9 protein-coding genes are annotated in these 14,299 nt (G+C 58.2%); 6 read left to right on the top strand and 3 right to left on the bottom strand.

Annotated elements, in window-relative coordinates:
* Both glyA and hisB read right to left on the bottom strand, forming a co-directional pair.
* Window positions 1-937, bottom strand: a 937-nt coding sequence (glyA, locus tag Q0526_RS01280; protein ID WP_298730076.1) for a serine hydroxymethyltransferase, incomplete at its 3' end; no start/stop codon positions are given.
* A gap of 44 nt (window positions 938-981) precedes the next feature.
* The gene (gene hisB, locus Q0526_RS01275; protein WP_298730073.1) at window positions 982-1,569 is read right to left on the bottom strand and encodes an imidazoleglycerol-phosphate dehydratase HisB; all 588 of its coding nucleotides are present in this window, start codon (window positions 1,567-1,569) and stop codon (window positions 982-984) included.
* A 295-nt stretch (window positions 1,570-1,864) separates the two neighbouring features.
* Here hisB and dnaK point away from each other — a divergent pair, with 295 nt between their 5' ends.
* The 5 genes from dnaK to Q0526_RS01250 all read left to right on the top strand — a co-directional run bounded on the left by dnaK (window position 1,865) and on the right by Q0526_RS01250 (window position 11,068).
* Complete coding sequence (gene dnaK, locus Q0526_RS01270; protein ID WP_298730070.1) at window positions 1,865-3,655, top strand: molecular chaperone DnaK; 1,791 nt, start codon at window positions 1,865-1,867, stop codon at window positions 3,653-3,655.
* Between the two features lie 121 nt (window positions 3,656-3,776).
* Window positions 3,777-4,484, top strand: a complete 708-nt coding sequence (locus Q0526_RS01265) for an AzlC family ABC transporter permease (RefSeq protein ID WP_298730068.1) — start codon at window positions 3,777-3,779, stop codon at window positions 4,482-4,484.
* Complete coding sequence (locus Q0526_RS01260) at window positions 4,471-4,809, top strand: AzlD domain-containing protein (RefSeq protein ID WP_298730066.1); 339 nt, start codon at window positions 4,471-4,473, stop codon at window positions 4,807-4,809. Before Q0526_RS01265 ends, Q0526_RS01260 begins: the two co-directional genes overlap by 14 nt.
* Before the next feature lie 154 nt (window positions 4,810-4,963).
* Window positions 4,964-7,552, top strand: coding sequence for a hypothetical protein (locus Q0526_RS01255; protein WP_298730064.1), 2,589 nt, complete (start codon window positions 4,964-4,966; stop codon window positions 7,550-7,552).
* A 231-nt stretch (window positions 7,553-7,783) separates the two neighbouring features.
* Window positions 7,784-11,068 (top strand): hypothetical protein, encoded by a 3,285-nt coding sequence (locus Q0526_RS01250; RefSeq protein WP_298730062.1) that lies wholly within the window; start codon window positions 7,784-7,786, stop codon window positions 11,066-11,068.
* Between the two features lie 144 nt (window positions 11,069-11,212).
* Here the strand turns inward: Q0526_RS01250 and Q0526_RS01245 are convergent, their stop codons facing one another.
* On the bottom strand, window positions 11,213-12,586 hold the full coding sequence (locus Q0526_RS01245) for a citrate synthase (protein WP_298730060.1): 1,374 nt from the start codon (window positions 12,584-12,586) through the stop codon (window positions 11,213-11,215).
* Between the two features lie 357 nt (window positions 12,587-12,943).
* Between Q0526_RS01245 and Q0526_RS01240 the strand changes: the two genes are divergently transcribed.
* The coding region (locus tag Q0526_RS01240; RefSeq protein WP_298730055.1) for a hydratase at window positions 12,944-14,299 on the top strand (1,356 nt) is incomplete at its 3' end.

Below are 14,299 nucleotides of genomic sequence, written 5' to 3'. Positions count from 1 at the left end.
ATACCAGTTTTACGCCCCGGGCGGTCAGGCCGTCAGCCAGCGCGGCGGCGTTCTCCACGATCTTGCGGGCGTACTCTTTAAAGGAGGGCTGCAGTGCCTCGCCGAAGCAGACCGCCTTGGCGGCAATGATGTGCTCCAGCGGGCCGCCCTGCGTGCCGGGGAAGATGGCCGAGTTGATCCGCTTGATCAGGTACTCGTTGTTGGTCAGGATCAGGCCGCCCCGGGGACCGCGCAGCGTCTTGTGGGTGGTGGTGGTCACCACGTCGGCGTAGGGCACCGGGTTCTGGTGTACGCCGCCGGCCACCAGACCGGCAATGTGGGCCATATCCACCATCAGCATGGCGCCGTAGCCGTGGGCGATCTCGGCCAGCTTTTCAAAGTCGATGGCACGGGGATAAGCCGACGCACCGGCTACCAGCAGCTTGGGCCGGACCTTGGCCACCTGCTTGGCCAGCGCGGCATAGTCGATGCGGCCATCCTCGCCCACACCATAGGAGACAAAGTTGTAGTTCTTGCCGCTCATATTCACGGGGGAACCATGGGTCAGGTGTCCGCCTTGGGACAGGTCCATACCCATCACGGTGTCGCCCACGTCAAGCAGCGCAAAGTAGACCGCCAGATTGGCCTGTGCGCCGGAATGGGGCTGCACGTTGGCGTATTTGGCGCCGAACAGACGGCAGGCGCGGTCGATGGCGATGCGCTCTACCTCATCCACAAACTGGCAGCCGCCGTAGTAGCGGTGGCCGGGGTAGCCCTCGGCATATTTGTTGGTCAGCACGCTGCCCATGGCGGCCATTACGGCGGGCGAAACGATGTTCTCGCTGGCAATCAGCTCGATATTCTCCCGCTGACGACCCAGCTCCCGCTCCATGGCAGCGCCTACCTCGGGGTCGGCGTTCTGCACAAAGCCAATGGTGTCCATCATGTCCTGATACATTTCCCTTTACCTCCTTAAATATCTGAGATACTCTATGCAAAGGATCACAGGGTGCCCTTGGTGGAAAGCACCCCTTCGATCCGCGCATCGGTGCGGGTGGCGGCGTCCAGCGCCTTGGCAAAGGCTTTGAACAGCGCCTCCAGTTTGTGATGGTCGTTTTCCCCGTACAGCACCTTCAGGTGCAGGTTCATCGCCGCTGCGTAGGACACAGCGTAGAAAAACTCCCGGGCCATCTGGGTATCCATACCGCCGCAGGCGGGGGTGGCAAACTGGGCGTCATACACAAAGTAGGGACGTCCGCCCAGATCCACCGCGCAGAGAGCCAGCGTTTCGTCCATGGGCAGCAGGCAACTGCCGTACCGCACCAACCCCGCTTTGTCACCCAAGGCTTCCCGCAGGGCGGTGCCCAAAGCAATGCCGATGTCCTCGATGGTGTGGTGGCAATCCACCTCCAAGTCTCCGTGGCAGTGGACCGTCAGGTCGAACAGACCGTGGCGGGCAAACCCGTCCAGCATGTGGTCAAAAAAGCCGATGCCGGTCTGCAAATCGGTTTTGCCGGTGCCATCCAGCGCCAGCGTCAGGGTGATCTGGGTTTCCCGGGTGTTGCGCGTTACCGTTGCCGTGCGTGCCATAGCGTGTGGCTCCTTTCCCGCCCCTAGGGCTGCAATATACCTAAAACTATAACACGCCCGCCGCGCACCGTCAACGTGTGGGAACGTTTCTTTACACGAAGGACTGCAATATTTGTAAAATTTATTTACGAAATCGCAACACATTTTCAGGTCCTGCGCGCTACAATAAAATCAAAACATGGGATCCTGCGCAGTTCCCCACACGTGGGTGCCGCCGCCCTCTGGCGCACAAAGCGGCAAAACGCGGGGGAACGGGCGCTTGTGTTTTGGTCTTTTTTGAAAGGACAACCGCAACATGGCAAAAATCATCGGAATCGATTTGGGAACCACCAATAGCTGCGCCGCAGTCATCGAGGGCGGCAAACCGGTAGTCATTCCCAATGCCGAGGGGCAGCGCACCACACCGTCGGTGGTGGCTTTCACCAAAGCGGGGGAGCGTCTGGTGGGGGAGGCTGCCAAACGGCAGGCTGTCACCAATGCGCCCCGCACCATCAGCAGCGTTAAGCGGCAGATGGGCAGTGAAACGCGCATCCCCATCGACGGAAAATGTTATGCCCCCCAGCAGATCAGCGCCCTGATTTTGCAAAAGATCAAGGCCGATGCCGAGGCGTATCTGGGGGAACCGGTCACCGAGGCGGTGATCACGGTGCCGGCCTACTTCAACGACGCCCAGCGGCAAGCCACCAAGGACGCCGGCCGGATCGCCGGGCTGGAAGTCAAACGAATCATCAACGAACCCACCGCCGCGGCGCTGGCCTACGGGCTGGACAATGGCCGGGCCCAGACCGTCATGGTCTACGATTTGGGGGGCGGTACCTTTGACGTGTCGCTGATCCAGATCGGGGACGGGGTGGTACAGGTACTGGCCACCTGCGGCGACAACTATCTGGGCGGCGACGACTTCGACGCCCGCATTGTGGATTGGCTGGCGGAAAACTTCCGCGCGGAACACGGCATCGACCTGTCCGGGGACCGGGTGGCCATGCAGCGTCTGCGGGAAGAAGCCGAAAAGGCGAAAAAAGAGCTGTCCGCCGCCACCCAGACCGACATCAATCTGCCCTTTTTGACAGTGGGGCCGCAGGGGCCTTTGCACTTGCAGGCCACGCTGACCCGCAGTAAGTTTGAGGAACTCTGCGCGGATCTCATCGAGCGCACGGCGCTGCCGGTGCGCAACGCCCTCAGCGACGCCCATCTGACCGCCAGTGACTTGGATCAGGTGCTGCTGGTGGGCGGTTCCACCCGTATCCCGGCGGTGCAGGCCAAAGTACAGCGGATGATCGGTCTGGAACCCTCCCGCTCGCTGAACCCCGACGAATGTGTGGCGCTGGGCGCTGCCGTGCAGGCGGGCCGGCTGGGCGGTCAGGCACTGGCCGGCGCGGGAGAGGACCTGCTTTTGATGGATGTCACCCCGCTGACCCTTTCTATCGAAACACTGGGCGGCGTGGCCACCCATCTCATCGAGCGCAACGCCACCATTCCCACCCGGTTCAGCAAGGTATTCACCACGGCGGCACCTTTCCAAAATACGGTGGAGATCAAGGTGCTGCAAGGCGAACGGGAGTTTGCCAAGGACAACAAACTGTTGGGCACCTTCACGCTGCGGGGCATCAAACGGGCGTGGGCCGGCGTGCCCAAGATCGAGGTCACCTTTGACATCGATGCCAACGGCATTGTGAAGGTCAGCGCCAAGGATCTGGATACCGGCAAACAGCAGGGCATCACCATCACCGGTTCCTCCAACCTCAGCGAGGAAGAGATCCAGCGTGCCATGCGGGAAGCGGCGGTTTTTGCCGGACAGGATAAGGAGCGCAAAGCCGCGCTGGAGGCCCTGAACGCGGCCGAGGCGGCGCTTTACCGGGTGAACACCGCGCTGGGCAGCAAAGCCGGCAAGGCGCTGGACCGGGAAACCAAGAACCGTATCAAGGAAGCCGAGCGGACGCTGGAGCGGATGACCCGCCACAAGAAGGCGGAAAAACTCACCCCGGTGGATGTGCAGGCCATCAACGACGCCCGGGAGGCTTTGGCGGCGGTGGCGACCCCGCTGGTCACCCAATGGGAGAGCGAACAATCCCAGCAAGCACAATAGAGCGGAAGGTTGGGCGCGGCAGCGCCGCTTTCCGGTGGGTAAGGCCCGGAACTCTTGTGGAGTTCCGGGCCTTTGTGCTATAATGGGCCCACATTTTTTACAAAAAGAGGCGCATGAAATTGTGAAAACAGCCAAGTATGCCTTTGCCTGTTCGCTGCCGGTGATGGCGGGGTATCTGGTGCTGGGGTTGGGGTTTGGCGTACTGTTGGCATCCAAGGGCTACGGCGTAGGCTGGGCTTTTGCCATGAGTACCCTGATCTATGCGGGCAGTATACAGTATGTGGCGGTGGACCTGTTGGCCGGCGGGGCTTCGCTGATCGCTGCGGCGCTGATGACCGTTACCGTCAACGCACGGCACCTGTTTTATGGGATCTCGATGGTGGAACGCTACCGCCATGTGGGGCCTGCCAAACCCTATATGATCTTTGCCCTGACCGATGAAACCTACTCGCTGGTTTGCAGCGGCACTGTGTCGGACGGGGTGGACCAGAAACGCTACTTCTTTTTGGTGTCCCTTTTTGACCATCTGTATTGGATTGCCGGCAGCGTGGCCGGGGCGCTGGTGGGCGGTGTGCTGCCCTTTGACAGCACCGGCATCGACTTTTCCATGACGGCCCTCTTTCTGGTGGTAATGACCGAACAATGGCGCACCACCAAAGACCATCGCCCTGCGCTGGTGGGGTTGGGGGTCTCGCTGGTTTGTCTGGTGGTGTTTGGCGCCGAGGATTTCCTCATCCCCGCCATGATCGGCATTACGCTGGCGCTGACTTTGCTGCGCAAAACCTTGCAGCCCCACGGAAAGGAGGCGTCCGCCGATGTTCGGGATTGATCTGCATGCCGCCGCTTTGGTGGCGGTTATCGCGGGGGTGACCATCCTGCTGCGGTTTGCCCCCTTTGTCATCTTTGGCGGCGGGCGGCCCACCCCGCGGTATGTGGTGTATCTGGCACAGGTGCTGCCCTGCGCTATCATGGCCATGCTGGTGGTCTACTGCCTGCGGGGCGCCGACCCGCTGGGGCCCACCCATGCCCTGCCGGAACTGCTGGCAGGCGCTGCGGTGGTGGGCTTGCAGCTTTGGCGAAAAAACACCTTGCTCAGCATTGCGGCGGGCACGGCGTTGTATATGGTTCTGGTACAGGTCGTTTTTGTGATATAAAGAAAAGAACGAGCCTTTTAAAAAATGGTTGCTTTATTTATACGGCTGCCAAAAAAGCAACATTTCACATTGACCTGTTTGACGACGTATTAGATAATAAGAGGTATATCAGAAAGACAATCTTACCCGGAATTGTACAAAGGAGCTTTTCATTATGAACATTCGAGGCTATGGAAAGAAAGCCCTGTCTTTGGCAGTGGCGGTAGCCATGGCGGCTTCGCTGTGTATGCCGGTTTGGGCAGAGGACGAGCTCTCGCTTCAAGCCCAGACGCCCGAAACCGCCTCCACAGCAGAAACTGCGCAGAGCGAAGAAACAACCGACGAAACGGACAGCGCCTTGGTGATGAGCCCGTCTGACGAGCGCGCCAACAGCACCACGGTGGAGGTAAGCAGCGATGAGGAATGGCAGGCTGCCATTGCCAACGCTGCCCCCGAGGTGGAAACCACGGTGGTGCTCACGCAAGACCTCGTGGTGAGCAAGTCCGTCACGGTCAACGCCGACCAGATTTTGGTGGTGGACTTTCAGGGCCACAGCATCACGGTCACGCCGGACTTTACCACCCGGATCTTTACCAACAACGGTAAGCTGACGCTGAAAGGCAACGGCACGGTGGATGTGGCTGCGGCCGATTCCACCGGATACGGTACGGTGAACAACTTCGGCACCCTGACAGTGGTGGACGGCACCTATTCCAATCTGAATGAGAATGCCAATGCCAGCAACTTCTATAACCGGAGCGGTGCCACCGCGACCTTTGAAAACCCCACAATTTTGAGCGCCTGCGGCAGCGTTGCCACGGCGGTCAATACGACCACCACCATCAACGGCGGTACCTACACCAGCAAGACCTACCCGACCATTGAAAACCGGGGCAATATGCTGATCACCGCCGGTAACTTTATCAATACCTCTTGCTCGGCTTGCAACGGCCCGAACAAATGGGGCTACACCGTGCGCAGCGGCGAAAGTGCCGAAGATGCCTACCTGAAGATCGAAGGTGCGGCGGCGGACAGTGTGCAGGTCGCCGGCGTGCAGGGCGGTCTGGCCGTCATCGGCGGCACCGCCGACATCTACAACGGCGTGTATAAGACGGAACCCTGCGCGATTCATGGCGGCAACAGCGCTTTCTATGCCGGCTACTTTACCGGTGAATCCTACAAGACTGCTACCAATATTTATGGCGGCACTTTCCAGTCCTGCAGCAAGACCGGCATTCTGGTGGGCAACGGCAACCCTGCCCCGGACAGCGGCGAAGGCAAGGAATCCACCGTCATGATTTTCGGCGGCAACTTTGCCGGCGGCGATGCGGCCAAGACCGCCATTACCGTCAACCAGACCCAGTATGCAGTAGGCGCTGCCAAGATTTACGGCGGCTATTTCACCTCTAAGCCCTCCGAAGAGTTTTTGGGTGAGAATCTAACCTATGTGGGCAGCGATCAGGCCGGCTACCTGTACATGGTAAGCGAGGCAGGCAAAAACCCGGCTGCCGTGGTAGAGCCCGCCGACTCTAAGACCGAGAATCTGGTGCCCGAAACCGCTCCTGAGGAAGACAAGGAGCTGGCGGCCGCGGTGGCGAAAAAACTGGATCAGCTCACGGTGGAACAGAAGGTTCTGGAGGCCGAAGCGGAGACGGTGGCCAACAAAAACGAGGTGACCACGACGGACGGCACCAAAGAGCTGGCAGAGGCCGGTGTAGATGTCGAGAATAAGACGGTCACCATTGTGGTGCAGCCTTATCTGGACATTCAGGTGCTGAATGCCACGGCGACCGCTACCGAGACCACCAAAAAGAACTTTGTGTTGGATGTAACCCCCATGTACCGCACGCTGGCCACTACCGCCGATAAGAACGACTTGGACAGCATGGTGGTGAAAGGGGAGGAAGACGGCAAAGAACCCAATACGGTGGTGATGGGTTTTGCCAAGAAACTGGAGATCACCCAGCCGGTGGAGATGGAAATTCAACTGCCCGACGGTTTCGCTACCGAGCAAACGCTGTTTGTCTTCCACCAAAAAGACGATGACCGTTCCTACTGCTATGAGGGCACGGTTTCCGGCAATGTGGTGACCTTCACCAACCCCAACGGCTTCAGTAAATTTACCTTCACCACCGACACCCGCAAGGCGGTGCTGGACGTGGACGGCACGCAGATCACCCTGACTGCCAACATGATCGGTCAGACCATCCCGGTCCCCGGTAAAGATGGCTATACCTTCCAAGGCGTGACGGTGGAAGGTGTGACCGGCTACACCGATACCTACCTGAAGCTGACCGATGAGCTGCTGACGGCATTGTCGGATGCCTACACCGCAGGCAACAATGCTCCCATCAAGGCCCATGCGACCTTTACGAAAAACTCTTCCGGCGGCAGCTCCGGCTCCAGCAGCTCCAGCAGCACCACCACGAACAACAACACCCCTGCAAACACCCAGTCTGGTCCCGAAATTGAGTACTACACCTGCCCGGCCTGCGGCTACCACAACTGGACCGCGACCGCCACGGGGTACAAGTGCGACCACTGCGGCTATGTAGAATCCACCAAGCAGTTGTCCAGCTACGGCAACGTGAAGGGTAGCTATGATCCCCAGAGCGCGGTCACACAGGCCAGCGCGACGGTGGCGCAGGGCGCTATCCCCCAGACCAGCGATGATATGCCGCTGGTAGGTCTGGCGGTTGTGGCCATTGTGGCGCTGCTGGGCTTGGGTGTCACGGTCGTGCTGAAAAAGCATCATAAGCAGTAAGACTTTTTAGGAAAACCCATCCATACAAGAAAAACAGCACCGCGCAAGCGGTGCTGTTTTTGTTTGGCCAGAAAACCGGAAGACGGGGGAAGTGCTGCAAAGATTTGCGAGGCGATTTTTTTCTTGACAAATAAGGCGCAGAAGAGGATAATGAAAACGGCGAACCAACATAAAGTGCCGTGCGTTGTAAATAAAAGAAAAAAGGAATATAAAAAAGAAGGAGTTGGCAAGATGAAATTGGCAGGACATGGCAAAAAGGTCCTCTCGTTGGTGCTGGCGGCGGCTATGACCGTCTCGCTGGGTACCACCGCGTTGGCCGACGATTCCACCCCGACGGCGGACAGCCAGACGGAAGTCCAGCAGGAGCAGACGGTGGAAGAAGTGCCGGAGCAGGTCCCCGCGGAGGAGGAAGCACAGGACGGGGAGGCGGTGTCTTCTTCGGCAGAAAAGCCCGTAGAAACGCCTTCGGTTTCGGAGGAAGAACCCGAAGAGGCAGAGACCGAACCCGAAGAGACGCTGCTGGAGGCAGAGCAGTTGGAAGCCGCGACTTTTGCAACCGGGGAAGAACCCGCTACCACCAAAGCGTATCCTTCCAGCCCGGTTCGGATCGGCGAACAGGAGTATGAATCCCTGAGTGCTGCGCTGAGTACGGTGGGGACGGAACCGGTAACGATCGATTTTACCGGCGATGTCTACGAAGAAGAACAGATCAAATTGGACGGCAATAAGACGGTGACCCTGAATTTGAATGGGTACACGCTGCATGCCACCCGCGGCGCAGGATCTGCCGGAACCGAAAGCAATGGCATGCAGCTACTTTCGGGCTGCACCGTCACGATCAACAACGGCACGCTGACCAGTGAGATTGCGTTGAATGGCTGGATGATCAAAAACTACTGTGATCTGACGCTGAACAACGTGGTGGTCGATGCAGGCAATTTTGTGGAAGGCGGCATCAATCACTGCGGCGCTGTGTTGACGCTGAACAACTGCACCATGACCAATAGTAAAGGCGGCAAGTACGCGGTGCAGTGCGGCAACTACCATACGGCCGATACCATTACGGTCATCAACGGCGGCAGCTATTCCGGTGTGGCCAACGAAACCGGCTATTGGAATTCCGACGACACCGGCGTCAAGAACAACATTAAGACGACGATCCGCAACGCGACCGTGGATAAGATCGGCACGGTTCCCTACGCGCCGTTCTATGACCAGTCTGTCATGACGGTGGAATCCACGGCAAAGGTCGGTTCGGTGGAAGGCTATACAGCCCGCGTGGAAACCGAAGGCGCGGTCCACTACTACGCCAGCGTCCATGCTGCGGTACAAGATGCCCCATCGGGCGCGGTCGTAAAACTGCAGCAGGATACAAAGGAAGATGTGGTCATCCCGGCGGACAAGACCCTTACGTTGGATCTGAATGGCCATACGCTGACCAATGTGAGCGGCCATACCATCACCAACAACGGCAGCCTGACCGTGATTGGCGAAGGCACGGTGGACAATATTACCCATAGCAAAGGTGCTTTCTACAACAATGTTGGGGCTACCGCTACGCTCAACGGCGGCACGTACATCCGCAGCAAAGAAAACGGCATTACGGCAGAAAACAATGGCGGCAACTCTTGGTATGCCATTAAAAACTTCGGCACCATGACCATCAACGAGGGCGTTGCCGTTCAATTTACCGGCGCCTACTCCAGCCTGATCGCCAACGGCTGGCAAAACTACAACGCGGCTGTAAGCGGCTCGGGCGAACCGAAACCCACGGAAGGCGTCACGGCAAAGCTGACCATTCAAGGCGGTACATTCAGCGGTGGTTTGAACACCATCAAGAACGATGATAACGGCGAGCTGATCATCACCGGCGGCACGTTTGAAAACGTCGAACAGTATGCGGTTATGAACTGGAACGTGGCCACCATCAGCGGCGGCACCTTCTCCATCAATGGCGGCAAGGGGTATGCCTGTGTTTGGACCGGTGCGGCAAACGACCAGATCGATCAGGGCAAACTGACCCTTACGGACGGCAAGTTCTCGGCGCCCAGCAGCGCTTCCTGCGTGCTGGCAAGCAATGAGGGCATCCCCTACACGGTGGCAGTGTCCGGCGGTTACTACACCAACCCGGTAAACAGTGAGTATATCGTCGAGGGCAAAGCCTGCAACCTGCTCAGCGAAAAATACGAGGGAGTTTACGGCTATCAGGTAGGGGAACAGGTGGACACCAAGGTGGACATTGACGTTTCTGTTGCAGAGCCTGCCGTTGATGAAAGTGGGAAAATTGAAGTCGACGACAATGTGACTAAAGAGGACGTCATCCATGCTGCCAAAAACATTGACGTCGCCCCGGAGTCTAAGGTCGACGTGATGATCGCGGCCAAGAATCAGGCTACCTTGGACGGCCACAAGCTGGATACCGACGAAACGCTGGAAAAGGCTAAAGAAGAGCTGGGAAAGAAAAATGTAGAGCTGGCGGGCGCCGAAGTAACCATCCTCGTGGAGCCCAAACTGAGCATCACGCCGAAATCCGGCGCGCTGAACAGCATGACCTTTGACATCGAGTTGGTCTACGACATCAAGGCAACCACCGATCCCGACAATCAGGTCCTGCCGGAGGAGGCAACGGGGAACCAGAAGGTCAACACGGTCTATCTGGCAGAAGACATCAAATTGCCGAATCCGCCGGCTATGAATATCACACTGGATGATGTTTCCGCTGCGAAGATTTCCAACGAGGATGGCGCATATGTCTTTGTGAAACATACGCATGAAGGCGCGGTTCATTACTATAAACCCTCTGAGGTTCAGAGCGGAACCGCCTATGTCAAGAGTGTGACTTTCCATAATCCCGACGGCTTCAGTGAGTTTACGCTTCTTCTCAACAAAGAGGAGGCACAAATTCAAATTAAAGATACCAATGTGCAAGCAACCTTGACGCTGGACTGTGTCAACAAGGCATTGCCTTCCTATGAGAAGCCCGGCTACACCTTCCAAGGGCTGCAGTTTGAGAATGTCCCCGACTTTACGGGTACTTACAGCGTTTTGAGTGAAGAGTTGCTGACTGCGCTTGCAAAGGCATACGGCGATGGCACGAAGGGACCTGTTATGGCAATCGCAGTATTCACGAAGAACGCTTCGGGCAGCGGCTCCGGCAGCTCCGGCAGCACCACCACGACGAACAACAATACCCCTGCGAATACCCAGTCTGGTCCCGAAATCGAGTACTACACCTGCCCGGCTTGCGGCTACCACAACTGGACCGCGACCGCCACGGGGTACAAGTGCGACCACTGCGGCTATGTAGAATCCACCAAGCAGTTGTCCAGCTACGGCAACGTGAAGGGTAGCTATGATCCCCAGAGCGCGGTCACACAGGCCAGCGCGACGGTGGCGCAGGGCGCTATCCCCCAGACCAGCGATGATATGCCGCTGGTAGGTCTGGCGGTTGTGGCCATTGCGGCCCTGCTGGGCTTGGGCGTCACGGTCGTGATGAAGAAGCGCAACATGCAGTAAAAATATCCTAAAGGAATTATGCCCGTTTTGGCATAAGAAAAACACCCCGGCACCGCGCAAGCGGTGCCGGGGATGTTTTGTTTGTATGGTACGCAAAGAAAAGTTGGAATCAGCCGATTTTTGAAAGTTCAAGAAATCCGCCTGTCAGCGATTTTCCAGTGTGACGTAGGCCTGCGGCTGCCCGACGTACTTGTAGGCCGGACGGATGATCCGGTTGGCAAACTCTACTTCCTCTACCCGATGGGCACACCAACCCGGCACACGGGCAATGGCGAACAGCGGCGTGTACAAATCTTCGCTGATGCCCAGCATCCGGTAGATCAGCCCGCTGAACAGGTCCACGTTGGCACAAACCTTTTTGGGGCCGTGCTTCTCCTCGGCAAAGACCTGCGGGGCCAACCGCTCAATGCTGCACAGCATCTCAAATTCCTCATCGTAGCCCTTCTCATAGGCCATACGGCGGGCGTGGTTCTTCAAAATCTGGGCACGGGGATCGCTGACGGTGTATACCGCATGGCCCATGCCGTAGATCAGGCCGCTGCCGTCGCCGGCTTCTTTGCGGATGATTTTGCGCAAAAACTCTCGCACTTCATCGTCGGAGGCCGGATTCTCCACATTTTCCAGAATGTAGTCCAACTGGTGCATGACCTTCAGGTTGGCGCCGCCGTGCTTGGGGCCTTTCAAGGCGCCGATGGCCGCCGAGATGGAGGCATAGGTATCGGTGCCGGAGCTGGACAGCACACGGCAGGTGAAGGTGGAACAGTTGCCGCCGCCGTGGTCGGCATGGACCATCAGGCAGAGGTCCAGCAGCCGGGCTTCCTCGTGGGTGAACTTCTGGTCAGCGCGGTAGGTGCTCAAAATGTGCTCCGCCGTGCTCTGGCCCTCGGTAGGCAGGTGGAAATACATGCTGGACCGGTCATAGACCCGGCGCTTGATCTGGTAAGCGTTGACCATCATGGTGGGCAGCTCGGCAATGAGGTTGATGCTCTGCCGCAGAATGTTGGGCAGGCTCAGGTCCTCGGCATGTTCGTCGTAGCTGTACATGGCCAATACGCTGCGGGCCATTTTATTCATCAGATTGGGGGAGGGGGAATTGAGGATCATGTCGTCGGCAAAGCCCCGGGGTAGTTCCCGATGATGCTCCAGCAATTTGCAGAACTTGGCGTGCTGCTCCTTGTTGGGCAGCGAGCCGAACAGCAGCAGCCAGACGACTTCCTCAAACAAAAAGCGGTCATGGTTGTCCGCTTCAGCAGCCAGCGTGTCGATGTCAATGCCGCGGTAGACCAGCCGGCCGGGGATGGGGACAACGGTACCGTCGTCGGTTTTGTCATAGCCGATGACATTGGATACGTTGGTAATGCCGGCCAAAACACCGGTGCCGTCCAAATTTCGCAGGCCCCGCTTGACACCCATCTGGTCAGCCAGATGGGGATCCAGGTGAGCGTTATGCTCCAGATACTCATGGCAAAGCAGGTCCAGTTCATCCGGTTCCAGCGCCGGAACATCCGGGTAATACATCGGCAAGCCCCTCTTTCTGTATGCATATTTATTCGTTCCCCGGGGGCGGCCCCGCGGGGGGTGGATTACTATAATTTTATAATGTCGGCCACCATTCGTCAAGAAAAACTTAAAATTTTGACAGAATAGCCAAGCGGACACTTTATTTTATTAAGCTGATGGTCGCTTTACACGGTTTTGCATAAAAAACCGCGTTGACAACCCTGTGCAAAGCGGGTATAGTGTAGTAAGAATGTTTTAAAAAAGGAAATGCAGAGGGCCGAACCGACTGTCTCCGGAAGGTATTTTTATGCCCGATTTTCGGCGGCTTGCCCCTGCATCCATCCTAGAACGGATCGAAATGGAGGGACCCCCACGATGAAACTGCATCCCCAAGGCATCTACCTTGTCAACGGTACGCTGCAGGCTGACGCCCCGGCGGGCGTAACGCAGGCCGACGCACGCCGCGGCACCATTGCGTACTCCATTCTGGAAGCGCACAACACCAGCGGCGACATGGACAACCTGCGCATGAAGTTTGATTCCATGACCAGCCACGACATCACCTACGTCGGCATCATCCAGACGGCCCGGGCCTCCGGTATGGAGAAATTCCCCCTGCCCTACGTGATGACCAACTGCCACAACAGCCTTTGCGCCGTGGGCGGCACCATCAACGAGGACGACCACCAGTTTGCCCTGTCGGCAGCCCACAAGTACGGAGGCATCTATGTTCCGCCGAACATGGCGGTCATCCACAGCTATAACCGGGAGATGATGTCGGGCTGCGGCCGGATGATTCTGGGCTCCGACTCCCACACCCGCTACGGTGCACTGGGCACCATGGCGGTGGGCGAAGGCGGCGGCGAGCTGGCTAAGCAGTTGGTGGGCCGCACCTACGATATGGCCTATCCCGGGGTGGTAGCTATCTATCTGACCGGCAAACCCAACCCCGGCGTGGGTCCCCACGACGTGGCGCTGGCGCTGGTGGGCGCCACCTACGCCAATGGCTATGTGAAAAACAAAGTCATGGAGTTCATCGGCCCCGGTGTGGCCAATCTCTCGGCAGACTACCGCAACGGCATCGATGTCATGACCACCGAAACCACCTGCTGGTCCTCCATCTGGCAGACCGACGGCGTTACCCAGCAGTATTTTGCCGAACACGGCCGTCCCGACGCCTACAAGGAACTGAAACCCGCCGCGGTGGCCTACTACGACGGCTGCATTGAGCTGGATCTGTCTACCGTGGAATGTATGATCGCGCTGCCCATGCACCCCAGCTACGCCTATCCCATCCGGGAACTGAAGGCCAATGCCAAGGAAATCCTCTACGCGGCGCAGGAGCAGGCCAACAAACAGTTGGGCGGCAAAGTCCAGATGGATCTGGTCAGCAAGATCCAGCCCGACGGCCGCATCTATGTGGAGCAGGGTGTGGTGGCCGGCTGCTCCGGCGGCACCTACGAGAATATCTGCGCGGTGGCCGAGATCCTGCGGGGCAAAAACTGCGGCAACGGGGCGTTCAAATTCAGCGTCTACCCCGACAGCATGCCTACCTATCTGGAACTGGTCAAGAACGGCGCCGTGGCGGACATCGTTTCGGCGGGCGGCATCTTCCGGGAGTGCTTCTGCGGCCCCTGCTTCGGCGCCGGCGATACCCCGGCCAACGGCGAGTTCAGCATCCGCCACACCACCCGCAACTTCCCCAACCGGGAAGGCTCCAAGCCCGGCGAG

The sequence above is a fragment of the uncultured Subdoligranulum sp. genome (genome assembly GCF_937890665.1).
The sequence above is the reverse complement of the archived record's forward strand: the minus strand, read 5'-3'. Positions and strand labels throughout refer to the sequence as shown.

Coding starts and splice junctions, on each gene's coding strand:
- hisB (WP_298730073.1), bottom strand. CDS start 1,569: ATGGCACGCACGGCAACGGTAACGCGCAACACCCGGGAAACCCAGATC.
- dnaK (WP_298730070.1), top strand. CDS start 1,865: ATGGCAAAAATCATCGGAATCGATTTGGGAACCACCAATAGCTGCGCC.
- Q0526_RS01260 (WP_298730066.1), top strand. CDS start 4,471: ATGTTCGGGATTGATCTGCATGCCGCCGCTTTGGTGGCGGTTATCGCG.
- Q0526_RS01255 (WP_298730064.1), top strand. CDS start 4,964: ATGAACATTCGAGGCTATGGAAAGAAAGCCCTGTCTTTGGCAGTGGCG.
- Q0526_RS01250 (WP_298730062.1), top strand. CDS start 7,784: ATGAAATTGGCAGGACATGGCAAAAAGGTCCTCTCGTTGGTGCTGGCG.
- Q0526_RS01245 (WP_298730060.1), bottom strand. CDS start 12,586: ATGTATTACCCGGATGTTCCGGCGCTGGAACCGGATGAACTGGACCTG.